We start from the raw sequence: 23,974 nt of genomic DNA, 5'->3' as shown, positions 1-23,974 counted from the left end.
CGCAACCGACGCCGGGCAAGATCGTCACCGCACACGGGCTCGCGAGGCTGATGGTCGACACGCTCTGGCATCTCATTCTGATGAGCGGCTTCGCCCTCGTCGCACCAATCGCGCTCGGCGCTCTGTCGGACCATCTCGCCGGCGAGCGGCTGCGCAAGGCGGCGATCGGGGTGGCGTACGGGCTCGCGGTCGCCGCGGTCATGAGCTCGCCGCTGTCCTCCAGCGGCGGCCCGGCGATCGCGGCGCATGGCCCGCTGCTGCTCGTGGCCGGCCTCTTCGGCGGGCCGCTCGGCGCGCTCGCCGCACTCGCTCTGCCGTTCGCCATGGTGACGGCGGCCGGCGGCGCGGCGATGCCGGCCGCTCTGGCGTCGGTCGTCGTCCCTGCCGGCATCGGGGTCGCCGTGCACGAGGTGCACCGCTACACGAAGCGCCCGCTGCAGCGCTCCAGCGTGATCTCGCTCGCCGGCCTCGCTCCGCTGTGCCTCCTCTGCCTCCTCGTTCCCACCAGGGGCGAGCTGCCTCCGACCTCGCTCCCCGCGCTCCTCGCCTGGCTGCCGCTCGGCACCATGGTGTTCGGCCTCCTGACGCTCGCCGAGCTCGCCCGCAGCGACGCCCTACGCGCGCAGATCGCCGAAGAGGCGGCGGAGACCACCATGCGGATGATGAGCCACGCCGTGTTCCGCCAGCATCTCGAGCACCACTGGCTCCTGCACGAGCGCTATGGCAGCCCCTACGCCTATCTGCTCGTCTCGATCGACGAAGGCGCCAACCTACGCAACCGCCTCGGCGAGCGCCGATGGCAGGACGTGCGCCATCACGTCGGCCGCGACGTGCGCAAGGCGGTCCGCGATTCCGATGTGTGCACGGCGATCGACTTCGACCGCTTCGCCGTGCTCCTGCCGCACTGCTCGGCCGTGGCGGCGCGGACCGTCGCCGAGCGCATCCGAGCCAACGTCGCGCGCAGCTTCGGCGGCGGCCGGCACGGCGAGGCGGTGTCGGTCTCGATCGGCATCGCCGATGTCGGCAGGACGAGCCGCCCGGACGACCTCGAGACCGCCGCGGAGGGCGCCCTCTTCCTCGCCAACGCCCAGACGCCGCGCAGCGCCATCGGCGCGACCACGAAGCCCGGCGGCGACGGCCCGCGAAACGACGCCGCCCCTCCGGCGACCCGGGCGCCCGCCGTGGCGCGGCCGTGCGCCATCGACGGCGACTTCGCCGGCGCCTCGCGCCCGCAGCCGCTCGCGGACGAGAACCCCTCCGCCCTCGAGACCATCGCCACCACGCTCGGCGAGGCTCCGCCTCGTCGGCCCGATCGGCGGTGACGCCGATCCGCTTTTTCGGACGGTGACGACCTCGTTCCTATGCTGTAGGCGTCTGCCCAACTTCGGAAGGGAGTAGTCTGCATGAGCGACTGGCCGCGATACGGCACCATCACCGGACCGATCGTCATGATTGGCTTCGGCTCCATCGGGCGCGGCACGCTGCCCCTCATCGAGCGCCACTTCGAGTATGATGCCTCGCGCATGGTCGTGATCGACCCGTCCGACGCCGACCGGGATCTGCTCGACGAGCGCGGCATCCGCTTCGAGCAGATCGCCATCACCCGCGAGAACTATCGCGACGTGCTGACACCGCTCCTGACGGCCGGCGACGGCCAGGCCTTCTGCGTCAACCTGTCGGTCGACACCTCCTCGCTCGACATCATGAAGCTCACCCGCGAGCTCGGCGTCCTCTATATCGACACCGTGGTCGAGCCGTGGCCGGGCTTCTATTTCGACAAGGGCGCCGACCCCGCCACCCGCACCAACTACCATCTGCGCGAGACGGTGCGGGCGGAGAAGCGGGCGAGCCCCGGCGGCACCACCGCCGTCTCCTGCTGCGGCGCCAATCCGGGCATGGTCTCCTGGTTCGTCAAACAGGCCCTTCTCAACCTCGCCCAGGACCTCGGCAAGCCCGCCGACGCCCCGGCCACGCGCGAGGGCTGGGCGGCGCTGATGCGCGACTGCGGCGTCAAGGGCGTCCACATCGCCGAGCGCGATACCCAACGCACCAAGCTGCCGAAGCCGCTCGACGCGTTCTGGAACACCTGGTCGGTGGAAGGCTTCATTTCCGAAGGGCTGCAGCCCGCCGAGCTCGGCTGGGGCACGCACGAGACCTGGATGCCCGACAACATGCACGTCCAGGCCGAGGGCTCGGGCTGCCGCGCCGCCCGCTTCATGCTGCAGCCCGGCGCCGACACCCGCGTGCGCACCTGGTGCCCGACGCCCGGCGCCCAATACGGTTTCCTCGTGACGCACAACGAGAGCGTCTCCATCGCCGACTACTACACCGTCGGCGAGGGTCTCGATCCGGACTATCGCCCCACCTGCCACTACGCCTACCACCCGGCGAACGACGCGGTGCTGTCGCTGCACGAGATGTTCGGCCAGGCGGGGCGGCCGCAGTCGGTCCATCACGTGCTCGACGAGAACGAGATCGTCGACGGCATCGACGAGCTCGGCGTCCTCCTCTACGGCCACGACAAGAACGCCTACTGGTATGGCTCGCAGCTCTCCATCGAGGAGACGCGCCGGATCGCGCCCTACCAGAACGCGACCGGCCTTCAGGTGACCTCGGCCGTGCTCGCCGGCATGGTGTGGGCGCTGGAGAACCCCGAAGCCGGCATCGTCGAGGCCGACGAGATGGACCACGCCCGCTGCCTGGAGGTCCAGCTCCCCTATCTCGGCCCGGTGAAGGGCTACTACAGCGACTGGACCCCGCTCAGCGACCGCCCCGGCCTCTTCCCCGAGGACATCGACACCAGCGATCCCTGGCAGTTCCGCAACGTGCTGGTGCGCTGAGCGCGCCGATCCTCCAGGTGCCGGGCACGCTTCCCGGCACCTCACCCTTCATCAACTTTTCGCTGTAGCGGCGCGAGCGGCCTCACGCCGGTCGCGCCGCTGTGGCAACGTGCCCTCTCGTGAAGGGCAACCGATGATCGCCAAGAGCCTCACCCGCCACCTCGGCCTGCCCGAGGGTGCCGCCGACAGGATGCCCGCCCGCGTCTTCCAGCTCGTGCTGGCGGAGGAGGAGCGGTCGGAGCGGCTCATCGGCTGGGTCCAGCTGCTCATCGTGATCGCGACGGGCACGCTCTATCTCATCGCCCCCCGCCCCACCGATGCCAACTCGATGTTCCAGCCGGTGCCGGCCGTCCTCACCACCTATGCGGTCTTCACCATCGTGCGCATCGTCGCCTCCTACCGGGGCTTCCTGCCGGGCTGGTTCCTCGTCCTGTCGATGATCGCGGACGTCGCCCAACTCTACACGCTGATCTTCACCATCCACATCGCCTACGCCCAGCCGCCGGCCTTCTACCTGAAGGTGCCGACGTTCGCTTACATCTTCGTGCTCATCGCCATCCGGGCGCTGCGCTTTGACGCCCGCTTCGTCATCACCCAGGGGCTCCTCGCCGCGGCCGGATGGATCCTGTTGACCCTCTATCCGATCCAGGCGGAGGGACCCGGCGTGATCACGCGCTCCTTCGTCGCCTACATGACCGACAGCCTCGTTCTCCTCGGGGCGGAGTTCGACAAGGTGTTCACGATCCTGCTCGTCACCGCCGTGCTCGCCCTCTCCCTGACGCGGGCGCGACGAACCCTCATCACCGCCGTGCGCGAGAGCGCGGCGACGCGCGACATGCGCCGCTACTTCGGCACCGGCGTCGCCGACGCCATCACCTCGCGTGAGACGGCCGCGATGGCCGGCGACGCGCAGGACCGGGACGCCGCCATCCTCATGCTCGACCTGCGAGGCTTCACGGCCTTTGCGGCGGATCGCCCGCCTCGCGCCGTGGTCGACACGCTGACGCGCTATCACCGTCTCGTGGTGCCGATCATCGAGCGCCACGGCGGCGTCGTCGACAAGTTCCTCGGCGACGGGGTGATGGCGACGTTCGGTGCCCTCACCCCCTCCGCGACCGCCGCCGCCGACTGTCTCGCCGCGCTTCAGGAGATCGTCGACGCGCGCGCCGAGTGGGATGCGGGCCTCGTCGCCGCCGGACTGCCTGCGGTCCCGATCAACGGTGCGGCAGTCGCCGGCCGCGTCGTCGCCGCCACCCTCGGCAGCGAGGCGCGACTTGAATTCACCGTGATCGGCCAGGCGGCGAACCTTGCGGCGAAGCTCGAGAAATTCAACAAGGAGACCGGCACGATCGCGCTCACCACCGACGAGACGCTCTCCCGGGCGCGCGCCGCGGGCTTTGCCGGCGATCTCTCCGATCTCGGCCCGATGCGGGTTGCCGGCGCCGACGGGCAGCTCCACTTGTGGGCGATGACGGACGAAAGAAGCGGCTGATGGGTTATCTCCTCGACGGCGTCTGGCAGACCGGCAGCCCGGGCTTTGCCAACACATCCGGCGAATTCGAGCGCAAGGCTTCGTCGTTCCGCAGCTTCGTGACCGCCGACGGCTCGCCCGGCCCCTCCGGCGAGGGCGGCTTCCCGGCAGCGGCGGGGCGCTACCATCTCTACGTCTCGCTCGCCTGCCCGTGGGCCCACCGCGCCCTCGTCGTGCGCGAGCGCAAGGGCCTCGCCGACATGATCGGCCTGTCGGTGGTGCACTGGTACATGGGCGACGACGGGTGGAGCTTCGCCCCCGGCGAGGGCGTCGTCCCCGACACGGTGAACGGCGCCGCCTTCATGCGCGACGTCTACCTCGCCGCCGATCCCTCCTATTCCGGCCGCGTCACCGTTCCGGTGCTGTGGGACAAGGAGCGGAGCACCATCGTGTCCAACGAGTCGGCCGAGATCATCCGCATGTTCGCCGAGGCCTTCGACGGGCTCGGCGCGCGCGAGGAGGACTACCGTCCCGCCGCGCTCGCCGACGAGATCGACGCCGTCAACGCCCGCGTCTACGAGACCGTCAACAACGGCGTCTACCGGGCGGGTTTCGCGACCAGGCAGGCGGCCTACGAAGCCGCGGTGGGTGACCTCTTCGCCTCGCTCGACTGGCTGGAAGCGCGGCTCGAGGGTTACGATTATCTGATGGGCGACAAGCTGACCGAGGCCGACGTCCGCCTCTTCACGACGCTGATCCGCTTCGATCCCGTCTATTACGGCCACTTCAAGTGCAACGTGCGGCGGATCGTCGACTATCCGAACCTCTGGCGCTATCTCAGAACGCTCTACGCGCAACCGGGCTTTGCCGACACCACGGACCTGTTTCACATCAAGCACCACTATTATCAGAGCCATAAGAGCCTGAACCCCACCGGCATCGTGCCGACGGGGCCCGCCCTCGACTATTCGCTCTGACGCGCCGATGCTGCGCAGGCTCTACGATAAGACGCTCGCCCTCGCCGCGAGCCCCAAGGCGGTTCCCGCCCTCGTCGGCGTGTCGTTCGCGGAGAGCTCGTTCTTTCCGCTGCCGCCCGACCTTCTCCTCGTGCCGATGGTGCTCTCGGCGCGGCAGCGCTGGGTCTATCTCGCCGCCGTCTGCACCATCGCGTCGGTGGTGGGCGCGATGTTCGGCTATGCCATCGGCGCCCTCTTGTTCTATCAGGTGGCCGAGCCGATCCTCGCCTTCTACGGCTACAGCGAGAAGTTCGCCGCCTTCACCGAGTGGTTCACGGAGTATGGCGCCTGGATCGTCTTCCTCGCCGGCGTCACGCCCTTTCCCTACAAGGTCATCACCATCGCTTCCGGCGCCGCCGGGCTGTCGCTGCCGATCTTCGTGGTGGCGAGCATCGTGGCGCGAGGCCTCCGCTTCTTCATCGTCGCCGGCCTCCTCTATCTCTTCGGGCCGCCGATCCGCGATTTCATCGAGAATCGGCTCGCCCTCGTCCTCGGCGTCGTCGGCGCGCTCGGCGTCGCCGGATTCATCGCGGTGAAGTTTCTATGATGACCATGCGTCCCCTCGCAGCGCTCGGGCTGCTTCTCATGATCGTGGCGATTGCCACGGCCTGGGGCTTCGAGCTGTTCGGCGGCTACACGCCCTGCCCGCTCTGCCTGCAGCAGCGCATTCCCTACTACGTGGCAATCCCGGTCGCGATCCTCGGCCTCCTCGCCGTCTCGTCCGTGCCGCGGCTCGGCCGCCTGCTGCTCTTCGTCGCCGCCGTCGCGATCTTCGTCGCCACCGCGCTCGGCGTCTATCATGCCGGGGTGGAATGGGCGTGGTGGCAGGGGCCCAACACCTGCGGCGGCAGCACCGCGGTGCTCGACGCCGGCAATCTATTGAAGGAGCTGGAGGAGACGCACTTCATCTCCTGCCAGGAGGCCGCCGGCCGCTTCCTCGGCCTTTCCTTCGCCGGGTGGAACGCCGCCGGCTCGTTCGTGGCGGGGCTGCTGCTCCTCCTCGCGAGCTTCGCCCCCCGCGCCCGGTGATGGTCGACATCGACGCCTTCACCACGATCGCCCGGGCCGAATATGCGCGGCTGCCGGAGGAGTTCCGGTCGCTCACCGGTGACATCGTGCTGATGGTGGCGGAGGAGGCCTCGCCCGAGGTGCTGCGGACGATGAGGATCCACAACCCCCTCCATCTCCTCGGCCTCTTCGAGGGCGTCGGCCTCGCCCATGCCGAGGCGACCGTCGCGACGGGTCAGGCGCCCAACTATATCTGGCTCTATCGCCGCCCGATCCTCGCCTACGCGGCCGACGGCGAAAACACGGTGGAAGAGATCATCCGCCACGTCCTGATCCACGAGATCGGACACCATTTCGGGCTTTCCGACGACGACATGTACGCCATCGACGACGCAGACGACTGAACGGAACGAACCTCAACGGAGTTCCAAGAGCATGACCCGCATGCCCTTCATCCTCCTCGCCGTAGTGGCCGGCACCGTGCCGGCGCTGGCCCAAGAATCGGCGGTCGACTGCACCGCCCCCGCCGGCGCGACCGACCGCGCCGTGTGCGCCTCCCCCGCCCTCGCCGAGCTCGATGCCGAGGTGGATCGCGTCTACCGCCTCGCCCTCGCCGGCACCGCCGACCCCGCTCCGGCCGCCGAGTTGACCGAGGCGCAGACCGCCTGGCGCACCGAGGACGCCTGCGTCGATGCGGCCGACGTCGCCGCGTGCCTCACCGCCCGCTACGCCACCCGCATTCACGCTCTTCTCGAGGCCTATCCCGCCGCGGGCGGCGCGGACGAGATGTCCGTCACCCGCGGCCCCTACACCTACCGCTGCGAGGGCCTCGACACGCCGATATCCGCCGTGTTCATCGGCAACGAGGCCCCGCTGGTGTCCCTTGAGGTCGGCGGGGACACCATCGTGCTGCCTCAAGCGGTCTCGGCCTCCGGAGCGCGCTACACGGATGCCGCCGAGACCACCACCTTTTGGTCGAAGGGCGCTTCGGCGCGGTTCGAGCGGCCGGGCGAGGACGCCCTCATCTGCGAGGAAGACGACTAGCACGCGTTCAGGAAAGGTGGAGCCGCTGTTCCGCTCGGAACGCGCGCAGGCAAGGAACCTGAAGCCGGCTCGGTGAACGCGAGTTCATTGAACCCGCTCCAGCTTACCGCGTCAGGATCTCGCGTCGGCCGGTCGACGGGCTCTCGCCGCCGCTTCCTGAAGCGTGCGGTGGGCTTCGCTGACGTCGCCCCACCCGGAGGTGCGCGGCCGGCCATGCTCCTCCACCTCGCGATAGTGGCAGAAGAAGTGGGCGATCTGGCGAAGCTCCGCCGCCGGCAGGTCGGTGTAGCTCGCCACCCGATCGTAGCGCGGGGTAAGGCGGGAGAGTGGCACCGTCAGAAGGGTGATCTCCTCCACCTCGCCGGTGACGTAGAGGACGCCGACCGGGCGGACGGCGACGATGGTGCCGGGCGCCAGGCGATGCGTCCCCACCATCATCGCTTGGAGCGGCATGCCGTCCTCGACGGCGGTGTGGGGCACGACCCCGCAATTGCCGGGATAGCGCATCGCGCTCTGGAAGAGATGCGTCACCGTGAGGGCGCCCGACGTCTCGTCGATCCGGAGCGCGAGCGGCTCGCCCTCCGCCGGCGCGGTGACGAAGAGGTTGATCTCGCCGGGCGGATTGTCGCCGAGGGGGATCTGGTCGAGCGGGATCACCCGCGCCTCACCGGGCCGCCTGGGCACAGGGTCCGAAGCGTCGGCCCATGCTCGGCTATGGTTCGCTCCCGTCGCTCTCGATCGGCTCGAAGCCGAAGGCCACCTTCGCCACGGGTTTCTGCCCGAACGTCTCCTCCGCGGTGGAGACGATGCGACCGCCGAGCCGTTCGTAGAAAGCGCAGGCGGGGATGTTCTCGGCGAGGCACCAGACCACCAGCGAATCGTGGCCGCGCCGCGCGAGCCGCTGCTGCACGGTGCGGAAGAGGCGCGTCCCGAAGCCGAGACCGGCATATTCGGGCTGGATGTAGAGCTCGTAGATCTCGGCGCGGTAGGGCAGCGTGCGGACCCGGCTCGCCCCGTAGGTGATGTAGCCGCGCACCGTGGTGTCCGACTCCAGGACGACGATCGGAACCCGGCGGTTGACGGCCTTCTTCCACCAGTCCGGGCCGCGGCGGGAGATCATCCGTTCCAGCTCGTTGCCCGGCAGGACGCCGCGGTAGGCGAAACGCCAAGCGGCGTCGTGGACCTCCGCGAGCCCGCGGCAGTCGGACAGCTTCGCAGTACGGATCGCCATCGAGTCGATGCTCATGGCAAGATGGTGACGGGGGATCGAGCGGACCGCAAGCCCTATCTCGCACCTCACCCTTGCTTCACGCGTATGTTGCAAGCCCGGCTGCGTCGTCGCATATCACGCCTCGTGACAGAAAGTGCTGCGCCTCCCGCCCTCGACATCGTGACCTTCGGCTGCCGTCTCAATGCGCTGGAGAGCGAGAACGTGCGCGCTCTCGCCGCAGACGCCGGCGTGACCGACACGGTCGTCGTCAACACCTGCGCCGTGACCGCCGAGGCGGTGCGCCAGGCGCGTCAGACCATCCGCCGTATTCGCCGCGAGCGGCCGAACGCACGCATCGTCGCCACCGGCTGCGCCGCCCAGACCGAGCCCGACACCTTCGCCGGCATGGTCGAGGTGGATCACGTGATCGGCAACGCCGAGAAGCTCGCCCCCGCCTTCTGGCAGGGCCTGCCGCGGCAGGAGCGCATGGTGGTGTCCGACATCATGACGCTGCGCGACAGCGCCGAGCACATGGTAGACGCCTTCGACAGCCGCACCCGCGCTTTCGTGGAAGTGCAGAATGGCTGCGACCACCGCTGCACCTTCTGCATCATCCCCTACGGCCGCGGCCCCTCCCGCTCGGTGCCGATGGGCGCGGTGGTGGAGCAGGTGAAGCGCCTCGTCGCCTCGGGCCACGTCGAGGTCGTGCTGACCGGCGTCGACCTCACGAGCTACGGCGGCGACCTTCCCGGCAACGTGCGGCTCGGCGACCTCGTGGCGCGTATTCTGCGCCATGTGCCCGACCTCAAGCGGCTGCGCATCTCCTCGATCGATTCCATCGAGGTCGACACCACGCTCCTCGACGTGTTCGCCTCCGAGGCGCGGCTGATGCCGCATCTGCACCTCTCCCTGCAGGCCGGCGACGACATGGTGCTGAAGCGCATGAAGCGCCGCCATCTGCGCGAGGATGCCGTGCGCTTCTGCGCCGACGTGCGCGCCCGACGGCCGGACGTCGTGTTCGGCGCCGATCTCATCGCGGGCTTTCCGACCGAGACCGACGCGATGTTCGACAACACCCTCGCCGCCATCGACGATTGCGGGCTGACGCACGTGCACGTCTTCCCGTTCTCGCCGCGCAAGGGCACGCCCGCCGCCCGCATGCCGCAAGTGGCGCGGCAGACGGTGAAGGCGCGCGCCGCGCGGCTGCGCGAGGCCGCCACGCGCCGCCTCGCCGCAACCCTCGCCGCCGCCGTCGGCACCACCACCGAGGTGCTGGCCGAGGAGGAGGGTCGCGGCCGCACCCCCCATTATCTGCCGGCCCGCCTCGCGGGCGTCCCGGCCGCACCGGGTGCGCTGGTGACAGGCCGGGTCGCCGCCGTCGACAACGGCACGTTGGTCGTGGAAGGGGTGGCGGCATGAGCGAGGGACGCCGCTCCTTCTGGGGCTTCGGCCGCAAGCGCGCCAAGGAGGCCGAAGCCGACGAGCAGACGCCGGCGGCCGACGCGAGCGAGGTCGAGACGAGCGAGGTCGAGGCGCCGGTGGCCAGCGAGGCGGCCCCCGCCGACGTTCCCTCTGCCGACGTGCCCGCCCCGCCGGTCGAAACGCCCGACGACGCCCAGGCTCCGGACGCCTCCGCCCAGCGCGGCGGCTGGTTTCAGCGCCTGCGGACCGGTCTCGGCCGCTCGTCGAACCGCCTCGGCGATCGCGTCTCCAGCCTCTTCACCAAGAAGAAGCTCGATGCGAGCTCGCTGCAGGACCTCGAGGACATCCTCATCGAGGCCGATCTCGGCGTCGAGACGGCGATGGCGATCACCGACCGCCTGTCGGAGGGCCGCTACGCCAAGGGCATCGAGGCGGAAGAGCTGCAAGAGGTTCTCGCCGAGGAGGTGGAGCGCGTGCTCGCCCCCCTCGCCCAGCCGCTCGAGACGAAGAAGCCCGCCAACGGCCCCTTCGTGCTCCTGGTGGTGGGCGTCAACGGCACGGGCAAGACCACGACCATCGGCAAGATCGCCGCGAAGGAGGCCGCCGCCGGCAAGACGCTGGTGCTCGCAGCCGGCGACACCTTCCGTGCCGCGGCGGTGGAGCAGCTGAAGATCTGGGGCGAGCGCTCCGGCGCCAAGGTGGTGGCCGGCGCCCCGAAGGCCGACGCCGCGGGCCTCGTCTACGAGGCGATCGACGCGGCTCGGGACGCCGACCTCCTCATCATCGACACCGCCGGCCGCCTGCAGAACAAGGCCGAGCTGATGGCCGAGCTCACCAAGATCGTGCGCGTGATCAAGCGACGCCTGCCCGACGCCCCCCACGCGGTGATCCTGACGCTCGACGCCACCACCGGCCAGAACGCGCTGAACCAGGTGGACATCTTCCGCCGCGAGGTGGGGGTGACGGGCCTCGTCATGACCAAGCTCGACGGCACCGCCCGCGGCGGCATCCTCGTCGCCATCGCCGCCAAGCACGAGCTGCCGATCCACTTCATCGGCGTCGGCGAAGGGATCGACGACCTCGCCCCTTTCGCCGCCGGCGACTTCGCCCGCGCCATCGCAGGCCTTTGACGCATCGCCGCCCGAGCCCTTGCCGGTCGGGCGTCCGAGTGCTAGGCGGAGCCTGCCTATCCATGTGCGGCTAGGGTTCCCTCGCTTCGGCGAGAAGGTCCGAGCGCCGTCATGAGCCGACAACGGCGGACACCCGAGGACGAAAAGACCAGAGGGGGTGGACAGGGCGCGAACGCGCACGTCCTCACCCCAGCGTCCCGGACCGTCTGATGTCCCTTCTCGGCTTCGCCCTCGTCCTCTGTGCCGCCGTCTGCCACGCCACGTGGAACCTCCTCGTCAAGCGCATCAACGGCGGGCCGGAGCTCGTCTTTCTCTTCTCCGTCGTCTCGGTGGTGCTCTATGCGCCCGCTGCGGTCGCCGTCGTCCTCGTCGAGCGCCCGTCGATCGGCGCGCTCGAGCTCGCCTTCATCGCCGGTAGCGCGATCATCCACCTCGGCTATTTTCTTCTGCTCCAGACCGGCTACCGCCAGGGCGACCTGTCGCTCGTCTATCCCACCGCGCGCGCCACCGGGCCGTTGATCTCCACCCTTCTCGCCGTCCTCGTCCTCGGCGAGAAGATCACGCTGCAGATCGCCGTCGGCGGGGCCGTCATCATCTTCGGCGTGATGCGCCTGACCGGCGGCTTCGGGCGCGGTGCGCGGCGTCCATCGGCCTCGCTCCTCTTCGGCCTCGGCGCGGGCCTCCTCATCGGCAGCTACACGGCGTGGGACGCCTACACGGTCGCGAGCCTCATGGTGCCGCCCCTCCTCCTCGACTACGCCTCGAGCGTCGGCCGCGTCGCCCTTCTCGCCCCGACGGCGCATCGTCGACGCCGCGAGCTCCTCGCCATCTGGCGTCGTCATCGGATGGCGGTCGTCGGCATCGGCGTCTTCAACCCGCTCGCCTACATCCTGGTGCTGACGGCGCTGACCTTCACCCCGGTGGTGGCGGTGGCCCCGGTGCGCGAGGTGAGCGTGCTTCTGACGGTGCTTGCCGGGAGCCTTCTTCTCAACGAGGGCGACCTCCGCCGCCGCCTCTTCTGGGCGGCGATCATCCTCGCCGGCGTCACGATCCTCTCCACCGCCTGAAGCCCCCACACCGACGCTTGTCGCCCCGCCTCCGATCGGCTACTCATCCCCTCGGAGCACCCGTAGCTCAGCTGGATAGAGCGCTGCCCTCCGAAGGCAGAGGTCACAGGTTCGAATCCTGTCGGGTGCGCCAATGTTTCCAATCTGTTACACGATCAAGCGTTACTTGTTTTGTGCGAGGACACTGTGTGGTCGCGCAGATTGGATAGGAGAGCGGTCATTGTTCGTCGTCGAACCACTCTAGGGACGGCCCGGCCAGAGCCACGTCCTTGAAGACTGTGCCGGCGAAGATGTCGTTTCCAACACGAGCCAGCACACTCGCGAACATCCTCCTCCCGACGGGCCGGGATCGATGATGCCTACTCCGTCGTGGGACCACGCACCTAGGGGGTGCGGCGGAAGAATGTCTCGTTCACGGCGAGGGCCCGGCCGCCGCTGGCGACGGTTTCAGCCGCGCGTGCGTCGAACGTCGCCACTTTCGCAGCGGTCGCGTAGAGCGCCGCGGCGGTCCGGGAGGGATCGTCGGCTATGCGCGCCACGCGCCCGAGTGCGACACGCAGCGCGCGGCCAACACCGTTCGGCACATCGCTCCGCTTCGCGAGATCGCCGAGCGCCAGAATGGCCGAGCCGACCGCCAAGACGGCCAGTCCGCCGTCGATCGCTGCCGCACGATCGCCGCCGCCCCGGTCGGCGAGATGAGAAAGACGCAGCAGGCGGTGATAGAGCCGGGCCCTCCAGACGAGGCGATGGGATGTCAGATCGGTCGCGCGTGCCATGCGCTGCACCTCGTGAATCATCATGTCGCCCAGCATCTGGAAGCGGCTCTTGGTGTCGAGAGGAAACACAAAGCGATAGGCGGCCATGGCGATGACCGGCGCCGCGACCACGGCGAAGGCGCCAGCCAGCATCTCCATAAAGGTTCCAGTCGGAGGATAGACCGGGTGCAGAAGCAGGAGCGAGACCATCGCGTAGTCGAATGCAGTCAAAACGGTCTTGCTGTACGAAAAGAACAGGCCTGAAACGAGAATGAAGGGCATCGTCAGGAGGATCACCTCCAGCTCACTGCTGGCGAGCGGCCAGACGAGAAACCGGCAAGCGAGCGCACCCAACGCGCCAAAGATCTGTCCGATGACGACCATGCGCATCATGCGCGAGGGATTGTCGAAGGTCGAAAACAGTGAGGTCATGATCGACACGCCGAGCAGGAGGAAGGGGCCTCCGCTCCATCCTGTCACGATCCAGAACAGGCCGACCGCCAGCATCATGATTCCAGCGCGGACGAGGGCTCGCCAGGCGCCGGCCCAATCCCGGTGCAGAACCACCGGAAGAACGGACGGTTCGACCCCAGCCTCTCGCGGTTTTGGCGAAGCATAGTCGCGGAGGACCGCGGCCATGCTGGAAAGTGGCTCGTGCAGCGACCGGTCAGAGGCCGAAAGCCGAGCGATGCGATCGAAGCCGACGAGAATTTCCGGCCACGCTGCGCCGGCTTCGAGAAGGGCGGCCTCCTCTTGGAGCGCAGCGATCAGAGCGCGCCGGTCGCCCTCCATGCGCGGCCTGCGCGCGAGAAGCAGCAGCGAAATCTCCGCCATCAGCAGCGTTCGGATGGAGCGCACCGATCGGCGCGAACGCAAGGAGCCGGCGCCATGCGGCTCGAGCGCCTCTTCGATGGCTGCCATCTCGGCGAGGATGTCGTGCTGCTCCGCGGCGAGACTGCCGTCACCAGCGTGCCCGAGGCCGTCGGCCAGATCGTGTAGCACTCGCGCGGTGAGACGCCGCAGTCGGCCCGTCAGCGCCTCCTCGGCCGTCCTCAGCGTGAACAGGAGGCCGATGACCAGGGCGACGAGCACGCCCACGAGTATGGTTGCCAACCGGTCCGCGCCGAGCGCCAGCACGTGATCGGGATGTGCCGTGTCGAGCAGCGCCACCATCGAGGCGGAGTAGCCGGCGAGCATGGTGCCGTAGGCGATGAAGCCGCGCTGGAGATTGCCGATGCCCGCGCACAGAGCGATCCAGACCGCGAGCCCTCCGGCGAGGATGATCGGCTGCCCGCCGGAGAGGACCATCAACAGCACACCTGCGACCGTGCCGCTGATCGTTCCGGCGACACGGAACAGGCTCTTTTCCAGCAATTGGCCTCGCGTCGGCTGCGATGCCGCCCACACCGTCATGGCCGACCATTGCGGATGCTCCAATCCGAATAGCCACGCCACCAACAACGCTCCGCACGCCGCGATGGCGGTCCGCATCGAGAAGCGCAGTTTCGGGATGTCGAAGCCAAGGCGGGAGAATGAGGTCGGAACGCTCAATGTCGAAGTTCTCTGTCGCAATCTTCGCAAGACCGCTGGGTGGAGGACGCGAACCGCGTGGCTGCACGTCGGGTGACCGAAGGCGACGATCATTCTCCGGTGATCGTCGTCACACGGCGTGTCTACCCGCGTGACGGTCGAGGCATCATGCGAAAGAGCACTTCACGTGTGACGTCGGGACCGTCTCGGCAGCGTGTCGGGGCCGCGTGCCCGATGCACCGTCGGCGATCGAAACCGTACCGCCGACGTACACCAGGCCCGCTTGATCGGATATCGCATCGATCCCCTATTTATCGCCGCTGCGACCCGGTGCCACGTCGAGAAGGCTGAGGGTGCGCCATCGCTGATCCATTTCGGCAAGGCTGTCCGCCGCGCGTTGTGCGGCCTCGACGGCATCCCGGCCAACGAGCAGCCGGAGCGGCGGCTCCGGCATGTCCACCACCCGGATCAACAGGTCCGCGACGGTCGATGGCAGGCTCGCCGATCCCTCCGGGGGTTTTCTGCGCGCGCGGGCACCGACCGTCGGTTCATAGGGAGGGCTGATCTCGCCGATCACCATCGACGACGGAGCGCCCGGCAAGCGCATGGCGCCAGGCTCGACCACGGTCACCTTGACGCCGAGCGGCGCGACCTCGGCCGCCACTGCCAGCGAAAAAGCCGTGATCGCCCACTTCGAGGCCTGGTACCCGCTCATTCCCGCCCCAGCTAGGCGATCACCGACGGATGATATCTGAAGGATGTGGCCGCTGCCCTGCTCGCGAAACAGCGGCAGCACCGCCTTCGTGAGGTTCATGGACCCAAAGAAGTTCACATCGATCTGACCGCGAATATCATCGAGCGTGGCGTCCTCGGCCGCCGCCAGCCTGGAGATCCCAGCACAATTGACGAGGACGTCGACACGGCCGAAGCGGGATGTCGCGAATTCTACCGCCCCCTGTGCGGCCGTGGCATCGGTGACGTCAAGCGAGAGAAAAGCCACCCCGTCCCGGTGCCCGTACGTCGCTTCCAGCGCCGAAACGTCGCGCGCCGTCGCAACCACGGTGTGGCCTGCCGTCAGCGCCGCGTCGACGATCGCCAAGCCCAATCCCCATGCGCTGCCGGTGACGAGAAAAACCTTACTGTTTGCGGACACTTCGCGATCTCCCGACTAGCATGACCGTTGTTTCGGCATCGTTCTCACCCGGTCGAACCGGTCACGGGCCGCGGCGGCATCCGCGCGAGCCGATAGCATTCGTCGATCAGCTCCGCGATCGCGACCCCTTCCGCCGCATCGGTCGGCGGAGCCACGCCATCGCGCACGGCCTGAGCGAGCGCCTGCAGCTGATAGAAGTAGGAGGTCTTCTCCGCGAGATCCTCGATCCAGGTGCGGTCGCCGATCCGGACGCGCAACTGGCCGTCCCGGTGCGGTTTGACGAAGTCGTGCACGTAGACTTCGCCGAGATCGCCGGTCACGCGTGCGACCATGCGCGTCGCCTTCGCCATCATCGTGCAGTCGACGGTACCGATCGCCCCGTTGGGGAATTCGACCTCCACGTGCATCGACTCGTCGACCCCCGGCGAGCCGGACGCCTCGCGGGCGAAGGCCGCCGTCACGGCGAGCGGACCACCGCAGCTCTCCCGCAGCTGCTGGCAGAAGTGCAATCCGTAGCATCCGAGGTCCATCAGCGAGCCGCCGGCCAGAGCGAAGGACCAGCGCAGATCGTCGGCCGGACGCGGCCGCGTGGCCATCGACACTTCGATGCGGCGGATGGTGCCGAGTTGCCCGGAGCCGACGAGCTCCCGGACGCGTTGCAGCGCCGGGTGATAGAAATTGTGGAAGGCCACCATGAGGACGCGGCCGGATTGGCGGACGGCGTCGGCCACCTGGCGCGCCTCCGCAGCCGTCGCCGAGAACGGCTTCTCGCACAGCACGTGTTTTCCCGCCGCCAGCGCTGCGAGATTCCAGGGGCCGTGCAGTCCGTTCGGCAGCGCGTTGTAGACGACGTCCACATCCGGGTCGCGCACGAGATCGAGGTAGCCGTCATGGACATGCGCGATCCCCGCGGCGTCCGCCATGCGCTGAGCCCGGTCGCGGCCGCGTGCCGCGATCGCCACCACCTGCACGCCCGCGTCGGCGGCCGGCTCGATGATCGAGCTTTGCGTAATTCTCGCCGCGCCCAGCAACCCGATGCGCAATGCCGCCGTCGGCGTCTCAGACCTCATCGGAAGCCCCCACACTATCTGTCCATTACACTGAAGAATTCGTCGCGCGGCTCGGCCGCGACCGAGAACGCCGTCGCTCTCACGTCGTGAGCGTCACGGTCGAGAATTGCGGGACGTATGCGCTGCGCCACGAACCGCCGGCCGCTCTCCTCCCGGCGGTCGGTTCGGCAGTCGGCGCGAGGCGGCACGTCGCGTCGCTGGACAGCGCCTGAGCCTCGTCGACGAGCGGGTGGCCGAGAGCATCCTCTCGGCCACCACCCTTGCCCGCGTGATCCGATCGAATCCGGACCGCGGGCCTTAGATCCGGCCAATCTACTTGGCCGGGCTCGCGTCGTAGGCGCGGATCATCCCGTTCGACGGGATCTTCATGTCCACGGACTTGTTGATCGCGTACGTCAGCGGTGTCGGGAACAGGAACAGGAGCTGCGCATTGTCGTGCTGGCGCTGCGTCAGCTCCTTCACGATCTTCGCATGCTCTTCCTGCGTTTCCGCCTTGAGCAGCGCCGCGAACAGTTCATCGTATTTGGGATCGATCGACTTGTTCATCGTGTAGGAGCTTGCGAAGAACTTCAGCATGCCGACGTCCTGGGTGTCGGCCGGGGCGAGGGCCGCCACGGTCGCGTCGGTGGCCTTGCTCGCATCGCCCTGCAGCATCGACACCCAGTTGGCGAGGGTCATCGGCTGCAGGTCCACGTTGACGCCGACGTCACCGAGCTGGGCGGCGACCGCCTGCACGATGAGATCGATGCCCGGATAGGCGCCCGACGGGTAGGACAGCGTCATCTTGAAGCCGTTCGGCTGGCCACCCGACGCGAGCAGCTCCTTGGCTTTCGCCTTGTCGAAGGAAAACGGCTTCAGATCGGTGTTGAAGCCGGGATAGGGCTCGTTCAGGACCTGCCCCTTCGAGGGCGATGTCATGCCGTCCATGAGACTGCCGGTGATCGCCGCCTTGTTCACCGCATAGTTCAGCGCCAGGCGAATGTCCTGGTTGTCGAAGGGCGGGCGCGAGGTGTTGTACCAGATGAAGTAGTTCCGCGAGGATTCGACGGCGCCCACCTTCAACGCGGAGTCGCCCTTCAGAGCGGCCAAGTCCTGCGGGTCGAGCGCCAGCACCACGTCGACCTCGTGCGCCTGCGCGGCCGTCAGCCTGGCCGCCGGCGAGGTGAGAACGCGGTAGGTCACTTTCGAGTATGCGGGCGGCTCGCCATAGTAGGCCGGGTTGGCTTCGAGGACGATCGCGCTCGTCGGATCGAAGGACACCAGTCGATAGGGACCGCTCGCGTTGGCCCCCTTGGTGGCATCGTTGCCCTCGGCGACCCACGTCAAGTCGATGATCGGCAGCGAGGCGAGGCGCGCGGCAAACTCGGTCCACGGCCGGGTGAGGGTGAACTTGACGGTCGAATCATCGATGGCCTCGATCGAGGCGACGGACGATTGGATATCCGCCAGCCAAGACCCGGCGATCTTCGCCGTGGCGCTCCGGTCCCGGTATCGGTCGAAATTCGCCTTCACCGTCTCCGCGGTGATCGGGGTGCCGTTCTCGAACGTGACACCGTCGCGCAGCGTGAAGACCCACTCGGTCGGCGCCGGATTCTCCCAGGACGTCGCCAGTTGAGGAACCAGTTGCTCGTCCTGATTGACACTCGTCAGCGCCAGATGCAGCTGGCTCTTCACCGAGCGCTCATACTGCGAGTTGTTGCACGCGGGATCCAGACACGGGATCGCGTTGGGCACGCCGATCGTCAACTCGTTGGCCTGAGCGGCACCGCCGGTGCTGCCGAGGCACAAGGCCACCACGGCCGGGATGGCCACAAGAGATATGAAGTCTTTCCAAGACTTTCGATTGCGCGACGAATTCACTTCCAACACGTAAGCCATCCATTCTTCCTCATAGATCGCATGTCTGTTCGCGCCCACCGAGCCTGGAATTCTGTCCTCTAGCCGAGTGGGATCCCCTCAGTTCGGGCAAGGGGGAAGTGGCACGCCACGGCGCCACCGCCATCGCCCTCGACGTTCTGCATGACCGGCTCTTCGAGAGCGCACTTCTCCGTCGCCAACCGGCAGCGGGTTCGGAATCTGCAGCCGGACGGCGGGTTCTCCGCCGAGGGGATCTCCCCCTCCAATGTCGCTCGCTTGGCGTTTCCCGGGACCGCGGCGAGCAGGGCCGCGGTATAAGGGTGCGCAGGCGCGGAGAAGATCCGTTCCGTCGGGCCGGTCTCGACGATCTTGCCGAGGTACATCACCGCGACGCGGTCGCAGACGTAGCGGACCACACCGAGGTCATGCGAGATGAAGACGTATGTCAGGCCTCGATTTCGCTGAAGGTCCTTCAAGAGGTTGAGGATCACGGCCTGCACCGAGACGTCCAACGCCGATACGGCTTCGTCGGCGACGAGGATCTGCGGGTCGAGAGCGAGCGCTCGGGCGATCCCCACCCGCTGCCGCTGGCCGCCCGACAGCTCGTTGGGTCGCCGCCGCGTGACGCCCTCGGCCAACCCGACCTCCGCGGCCAACCGCTCCACCAGGTCGCGCACCGCGCGCTTGCGCCCGCCCTTGTATAGAAGCGGCTCCGCGATCGAGTCGCGTACCCGCATCGTCGGGTCCAGGGAGAGATAGGGATCCTGGAAGACGAGCTGCACCGTGCGCCGCCACGCGGTCTGTTCGCCGCGACCGTCCGCCGCCGTCTTGCGTCCGTGCAACGTGACCGTGCCGCCGGTGGGCCGCTCCAGGCCGACCAGCAGCCGGGCGATCGTGGACTTGCCGCATCCGGACTCGCCCACGATGCCGAGCGATTCGCCTTCGAGAATATCGAGGCTCACGCCGGCCACGGCCTGACGGCGCCGCTCCGTGCCGATCCCGAGAACACGGCGCGATATCACGAACTCCTTCCGCACCTCGGAGAGGCTCATCAGCGGCTGGCCGCGGTCGCCATCGGGCGGCGCGCCGTGATCCGGCGCGACGTCGGGCGCCATCTCGGCGGACGTCGCCTCGAGCAGCTCACCTGCCGGTTTCCAGCAGGCGTATGTGTGCCCGTTGTCGAGGCGGACGACCTCCGGCTCCGTGCTGCACCGGCTCTCGGAGAACTTGCAGCGCGGAGCGAATCGGCAGCCGGGCGGTGGCGCCGACAGATCCGGCGGCGTTCCGTCGATCGCCAATAGCCTTGTCCGGCCGTGACCGGTGGACCAGACGGATGGCGCCGCGTCGAGCAGCCCCGCGGTGTAGCGGTGCAGCGGATTGCGGAAGACCTCGCCCACCTCGCCAGTCTCGGCCACGCGCCCGGCGTACATGACCGCGACCCGGTCGGCCCGCTCCGCCACCAGCGCCATGTCGTGCGACACGAGCAGCACACCGAGGCCCAGCTCGGACCTCAGGCGATCGATGACGTCGAGGATCTGGGCCTGGATCGTCACGTCGAGCGCGGTGGTCGGCTCGTCGGCGATCAACAGCTCGGGATTGCGCGCCAACGCGATCGCGATGAGCACGCGCTGTGCGAGACCGCCGGACAGTTCATGCGGATAGTCCGAGAGACGATCCCAAGGCCGCGGCACACCGACCATTCCGAGAAGCTCGACGCACTTGCGATCCGCGCCGGCGGCCGAGGTCCGATCCTCCGGATTGAGGGCCTCCACGATCTGCGAGCCGACGGACATTCTCGGGTTCAGCGCGGAGGTCGGGTTCTGGAAGATGACGCCGATGTTCTGCGCGCGAAGCCGCTTCGCCTCGTCGTAGGGAAGCCTCGTGAGATCGCGGTCGTTCAGCACGATCGAGCCGGAGACGACCGACCCGCTCGCCGGCAGCAAACCGGCGATCGACATCGCCAGCATCGTCTTGCCGCAGCCCGATTCCCCGACCAGCCCGAGCATCTCCCCGCGCTCGAGCGACAACGAGACCCGATCCACAGCGTGAACGACGCCGGCCGCTGTGACGATATCCGTGCTGAGCTTGTCTACGTTGAGCATCGCGAGGCTACCCTCCCCTCGCCAGAAGACCTTGCACGGAAAACCGATCGGCCAGCCAATCGCCGACGAGCTGGACGCCGAGCAGCAGCAGAAGCAGCGCGACCCCGGGCGCCACCGCGAGAAGCCACGACCGACCGAGCTGCGTCTGCCCGATCGCGATCATGGCGCCCCAGTCGGGCGTGTCGGGGCGAATTCCAAGTCCGAGGAACCCCAGGCTCGCCACGATGAGGAGGCCGGCGGACAGGCTCAACGTCGCCGTGACCACGACCATGGGCATGACGTTGGGCAGAAAGTGCCGACGCAGGATGGCATGCGCCGGAACGCAGCCGACGACCGCCGCCTCGACGAAGGGCATCTTGCGCAGGGAGATCGACTGGGCGCGGACGATCCGGAACTGCGCGGGCCAGCTCCCCAGCGCGATGACCAGGATGAGCGTGGTGAGGCTGCTTCCCGCGAAGGCCAGCATGACGAGTGCGAGCAGCAGCGAGGGGATCGACAGTTGGATGTCAGCGAACCGCGAGACGGCCTGATCGATCCAGCCCCCGAGATAGCCGGCCGTCATGCCGAGGACGACGCCGACGATCGAGGCGAGAAGCACTGCGGCCGTCACGACGATCAGCGGGACACGTCCACCGTAGAGGACCCGGCTCAGCAGGTCGCGACCCAGCTGGTCGGTGCCGAGGATGTGGCCGCCCGTCATCGGGCCGGCCAGGACATTGCTGAGGTTGAGGGCGGTCGGCGAGTACGGCGCGATCAGCGGCGCGAAGATCACCGGAATGATGACCATCCCCATCAGCGCCAGGCCGACGATCCCCTGCACGCCGGATCGGTACCGGTTTCGCTTCTGGCGGCGACGGAGTGCGAACGTCTTGTTGAACAGCGTGCTCATCGTTCACGCGCCCTCGGGTCGAGCACCGCGATGAAGATGTCGACGAACAGGTTCACGATGACGAAGCCGACCGCGACGACGCACACGCTCGCGAGGACGAGCGGATAGTCGCGGTTCAGCAGAGCGTCGACGGAGAGCCGGCCGACGCCGGGCCAGGAGAACAGGCTCTCGGTGACGACGGCCCCGCTCAGGATCGCGCCGACGTGCACGCCGATGAGGTTGATGACCGGGATCAGCGCATTCGCCGCGATGTGGCGCAAACGAACCATGCGGCGGGACAGGCCCTTCGCCTCGGCCGTCCGGACATGGTCCGCATGCGCATTCGAGACGATGCTGGCGCGAAACACCCGCGCGATTGAGGGCGCGGCGTACACCGAGAGCAGCGTCACCGGCAGGATGAGGTTCTTCCATGATCCCGACCCACCCGTCGGGAGCCAGCCGAGCTTCAGGCTGAAGATGAGCACCAGGACGACGCCGAGCAGGATCGGCGGGACCGCCTCGGCACAGACGATGATCGCGAGCGGCACTCGCCTCGACCATGCCCAGCGACCATTGGCTGCCAGATATCCCACACCGAGGCCGACGGTCACGCCCAGCAGGAGCCCGAGCCCACTCAGCAGGAGCGTCGCGGGAATCCGCTCCAGCACCACGTCGAGCGAGTTGGAGTGGTATTGCAGCGACTCCGGGAACTGCCCGGTGAGCGCGTCCCGCAGAAAGATGACGTATCGGACGACCAGGGGCCGGTCGTATCCGAACTCGGTGGTGAGCCGCGCAATCTCTTCCGCCGTCGCGTTGTCGCCCACGAGCAGCGCAACGGGGCTACCGGTCATGTTGAGCGCGAAGAAGACGATCGTCAGCGCCCCCCAGACCGCGAGCATGGCGGTGAACAGCCGCAAGACGAAAAAACGCAACGTGATCGGCGAGCGGTGGTGCCGCCTCCCGCGAGCGGCAGGTTCATCTGATGCGCGATTGGGTGACAGCGGCACTCTCCTCGATGGATCGCTCGGCGGCGCCGCACCCACGTCCACGGATTCATCGAGGGTGGTCTCGACGATCGGGTTCACGCACGTTCCCCCGAATGCGCGTCATCACCTGGACGACATGTGGATGACGTGTGTGCGTACGGCAGCGCATTAGAAGGCGACTTTGCGTTCCGATGGGACTTCGCATCAGCCATTTTGTGGCGCTCAGCGGCCAAGTCCCCGCGCGGACCTCGCCCCGGCGTTGACAGCGGACGCATTGCGGCGCTGAGAGCGCTTCCCGACGCGTCAGGCCGCACGAAGGCTCTCATCGGCGGCGGAAGTCCCGTGTCGGTGAGCCGCTCACGCATGTGTCGGCCCCGCCGTGTGGAGCCTCGCCCGCAGCGTCTCCCCGGAACGCACCGGACGAGCCGGGCCGCGCAGCTCGCGCAGCACACGCCCGAAGTCCGATATGAACTCGCCGTCGAGCTGCCCCACGACCGCCACACCATCGGCTTCCGCCGCTCCGATCAGGTCGCGCATGGACGCCGCGATGTCCACGAACGAGCCATCCATCGCGACCGACCACGCCGCCTGCGAGACGGGGCGATCTGCGGCACCTGCCGCGCTCGCCGAGACCTGCGGGCTCACGGCGACGAGCACCACCAGCTCGTCCCGACGGCGTTCTCGGTTTTCGAGCTCGGACTTCAGCCGCCGACTGGCCCCGGCGACCTCGTCGGCATTCGTGCCCGTGAGCACGACGACGTCCGCGCAGGCGGCCGCGAACCGGAGGCCGGCATCCGATCGTGCCACGTGCGTCACAGGCAACGCGTCCCGCTGCCGGGACGGGGTGGTGTTGAGCGGTCCGCGGGTCTTGAAGAAGGGGCCGACATAGTTCGCGTCGCGGACATGGCTCGGATCTGCGAACACGCCGGACTCGACATCAAGAACCAGAGCGTCGGGATCCCAGCTCCCCCAGAGCGCCCGGCATGCGCCGACGTAGTCGATGGCGACGGCCGCCATGTCCGGCGCCGCGTCGGAGGGCTGCGCCCCCGTCGCCGGCGCATCCGCGATCACGACATTCCAAGCGGCGCGTCCATCGACATAGTGATCCAGCGTCGACAGCAGCCGGGCCGCCATGAACGGGGGATACGATGTCGGCGCGAGAGCGAGGCCGATGCCGATGGTGTCCGTGCCGCGCCCGATGATCGGAGCGAGGACCGCGGGGTCGACACCGGGAATGGCCGGTTCGGATCGCGGATCGTCGCCCGCCCAATCCCCGGGGATGAAATTGCCGGCGCGATCATCGAAGAGAAGCAGATCCACGCCGATGCGTTCGAGCAGACGCACCCGGTTTACGGCGTAGTTGATTTCCATCCTCGTCTCGCCGCTCACCGGCATCGGCGGGGAGATCCAGGCTGTGCGCATGCCGACCACTTCGTTCACCAGAC

At 68.2% G+C, this 23,974-nt stretch carries 21 protein-coding genes and 1 tRNA gene; 12 read left to right on the top strand and 10 right to left on the bottom strand.

The features are described 5' to 3' along the window. Window positions 1–50: 50 nt before the first annotated feature. The 8 genes from JCR33_RS17575 to JCR33_RS17540 all read left to right on the top strand — a co-directional run bounded on the left by JCR33_RS17575 (window position 51) and on the right by JCR33_RS17540 (window position 7,379). Window positions 51–1,322, top strand: coding sequence for a GGDEF domain-containing protein (locus tag JCR33_RS17575; protein WP_198883427.1), 1,272 nt, complete (start codon window positions 51–53; stop codon window positions 1,320–1,322). Window positions 1,323–1,403: 81 nt separating this feature from the next. Continuing rightward, the gene (locus JCR33_RS17570; protein WP_211110384.1) at window positions 1,404–2,840 is read left to right on the top strand and encodes a homospermidine synthase; all 1,437 of its coding nucleotides are present in this window, start codon (window positions 1,404–1,406) and stop codon (window positions 2,838–2,840) included. A gap of 133 nt (window positions 2,841–2,973) precedes the next feature. Next, window positions 2,974–4,332 carry an adenylate/guanylate cyclase domain-containing protein gene (locus tag JCR33_RS17565; RefSeq protein WP_198883426.1) on the top strand — a complete coding sequence of 453 codons (1,359 nt, stop codon included), beginning with the start codon at window positions 2,974–2,976 and terminating at the stop codon, window positions 4,330–4,332. Continuing rightward, window positions 4,332–5,288: a glutathione S-transferase family protein gene (locus tag JCR33_RS17560; protein ID WP_198883425.1), complete on the top strand. Its 957-nt coding sequence runs from the start codon at window positions 4,332–4,334 to the stop codon at window positions 5,286–5,288. Before JCR33_RS17565 ends, JCR33_RS17560 begins: the two co-directional genes overlap by 1 nt. A gap of 7 nt (window positions 5,289–5,295) precedes the next feature. Beyond that, entirely contained in the window at window positions 5,296–5,874 is a 579-nt protein-coding gene (locus tag JCR33_RS17555) for a YqaA family protein (protein ID WP_198883424.1), read from the top strand. Further along, complete coding sequence (locus JCR33_RS17550) at window positions 5,874–6,356, top strand: disulfide bond formation protein B (protein WP_232372651.1); 483 nt, start codon at window positions 5,874–5,876, stop codon at window positions 6,354–6,356. The genes JCR33_RS17555 and JCR33_RS17550 overlap by 1 nt, the downstream gene beginning before the upstream one ends. Continuing rightward, window positions 6,356–6,739, top strand: coding sequence for a metallopeptidase family protein (locus tag JCR33_RS17545; RefSeq protein WP_198883422.1), 384 nt, complete (start codon window positions 6,356–6,358; stop codon window positions 6,737–6,739). Before JCR33_RS17550 ends, JCR33_RS17545 begins: the two co-directional genes overlap by 1 nt. Window positions 6,740–6,770: 31 nt before the next feature. Then, window positions 6,771–7,379, top strand: coding sequence for an MliC family protein (locus tag JCR33_RS17540; RefSeq protein ID WP_198883421.1), 609 nt, complete (start codon window positions 6,771–6,773; stop codon window positions 7,377–7,379). Window positions 7,380–7,490: 111 nt separating this feature from the next. Here the strand turns inward: JCR33_RS17540 and JCR33_RS17535 are convergent, their stop codons facing one another. Both JCR33_RS17535 and JCR33_RS17530 read right to left on the bottom strand, forming a co-directional pair. Next, on the bottom strand, window positions 7,491–8,036 hold the full coding sequence (locus tag JCR33_RS17535; RefSeq protein WP_198883420.1) for an inorganic diphosphatase: 546 nt from the start codon (window positions 8,034–8,036) through the stop codon (window positions 7,491–7,493). Between the two features lie 55 nt (window positions 8,037–8,091). Beyond that, entirely contained in the window at window positions 8,092–8,610 is a 519-nt protein-coding gene (locus JCR33_RS17530; protein ID WP_198883419.1) for a GNAT family N-acetyltransferase, read from the bottom strand. A gap of 123 nt (window positions 8,611–8,733) precedes the next feature. Here JCR33_RS17530 and mtaB point away from each other — a divergent pair, with 123 nt between their 5' ends. The 4 genes from mtaB to JCR33_RS17510 all read left to right on the top strand — a co-directional run bounded on the left by mtaB (window position 8,734) and on the right by JCR33_RS17510 (window position 12,341). Beyond that, on the top strand, window positions 8,734–10,008 hold the full coding sequence (gene mtaB / locus JCR33_RS17525; protein WP_332461219.1) for a tRNA (N(6)-L-threonylcarbamoyladenosine(37)-C(2))-methylthiotransferase MtaB: 1,275 nt from the start codon (window positions 8,734–8,736) through the stop codon (window positions 10,006–10,008). Further along, complete coding sequence (ftsY, locus tag JCR33_RS17520; protein ID WP_198883417.1) at window positions 10,005–11,141, top strand: signal recognition particle-docking protein FtsY; 1,137 nt, start codon at window positions 10,005–10,007, stop codon at window positions 11,139–11,141. Before mtaB ends, ftsY begins: the two co-directional genes overlap by 4 nt. A 209-nt stretch (window positions 11,142–11,350) precedes the next feature. Next, window positions 11,351–12,208, top strand: a complete 858-nt coding sequence (locus JCR33_RS17515; RefSeq protein WP_198883416.1) for an EamA family transporter — start codon at window positions 11,351–11,353, stop codon at window positions 12,206–12,208. Window positions 12,209–12,264: 56 nt separating this feature from the next. Further along, window positions 12,265–12,341, top strand: a tRNA-Arg gene (locus JCR33_RS17510). Window positions 12,342–12,591: 250 nt separating this feature from the next. Here the strand turns inward: JCR33_RS17510 and JCR33_RS17505 are convergent. The 8 genes from JCR33_RS17505 to JCR33_RS17470 all read right to left on the bottom strand — a co-directional run bounded on the left by JCR33_RS17505 (window position 12,592) and on the right by JCR33_RS17470 (window position 23,969). Next, window positions 12,592–14,514 (bottom strand): FUSC family protein, encoded by a 1,923-nt coding sequence (locus JCR33_RS17505; RefSeq protein ID WP_198883415.1) that lies wholly within the window; start codon window positions 14,512–14,514, stop codon window positions 12,592–12,594. A 286-nt stretch (window positions 14,515–14,800) separates the two neighbouring features. Beyond that, the gene (locus JCR33_RS17500) at window positions 14,801–15,646 is read right to left on the bottom strand and encodes an SDR family oxidoreductase (RefSeq protein ID WP_332461218.1); all 846 of its coding nucleotides are present in this window, start codon (window positions 15,644–15,646) and stop codon (window positions 14,801–14,803) included. A 44-nt stretch (window positions 15,647–15,690) separates the two neighbouring features. Beyond that, window positions 15,691–16,689, bottom strand: a complete 999-nt coding sequence (locus JCR33_RS17495; RefSeq protein ID WP_211110382.1) for a Gfo/Idh/MocA family protein — start codon at window positions 16,687–16,689, stop codon at window positions 15,691–15,693. Window positions 16,690–17,028: 339 nt separating this feature from the next. Continuing rightward, a complete protein-coding gene (locus tag JCR33_RS17490; protein ID WP_198883412.1) occupies window positions 17,029–18,633 on the bottom strand; it encodes an ABC transporter substrate-binding protein in 1,605 nt (534 codons plus the stop codon). A 20-nt stretch (window positions 18,634–18,653) separates the two neighbouring features. Then, window positions 18,654–20,675, bottom strand: coding sequence for a dipeptide ABC transporter ATP-binding protein (locus tag JCR33_RS17485; RefSeq protein WP_198883411.1), 2,022 nt, complete (start codon window positions 20,673–20,675; stop codon window positions 18,654–18,656). 7 nt (window positions 20,676–20,682) lie between these two features. Next, entirely contained in the window at window positions 20,683–21,564 is an 882-nt protein-coding gene (locus JCR33_RS17480; RefSeq protein WP_198883410.1) for an ABC transporter permease, read from the bottom strand. Then, entirely contained in the window at window positions 21,561–22,628 is a 1,068-nt protein-coding gene (locus JCR33_RS17475; RefSeq protein WP_198883409.1) for an ABC transporter permease, read from the bottom strand. The genes JCR33_RS17480 and JCR33_RS17475 overlap by 4 nt, the downstream gene beginning before the upstream one ends. Before the next feature lie 258 nt (window positions 22,629–22,886). After that, the gene (locus JCR33_RS17470; RefSeq protein ID WP_198883408.1) at window positions 22,887–23,969 is read right to left on the bottom strand and encodes an LLM class flavin-dependent oxidoreductase; all 1,083 of its coding nucleotides are present in this window, start codon (window positions 23,967–23,969) and stop codon (window positions 22,887–22,889) included. Between the last annotated feature and the right edge of the window lie 5 nt (window positions 23,970–23,974).

Origin of the sequence: Acuticoccus mangrovi (assembly GCF_016411865.1) — a bacterium.
Lineage (GTDB): Bacteria > Pseudomonadota > Alphaproteobacteria > Rhizobiales > Amorphaceae > Acuticoccus > Acuticoccus mangrovi.
The sequence above is the reverse complement of the archived record's forward strand: the minus strand, read 5'-3'. Positions and strand labels throughout refer to the sequence as shown.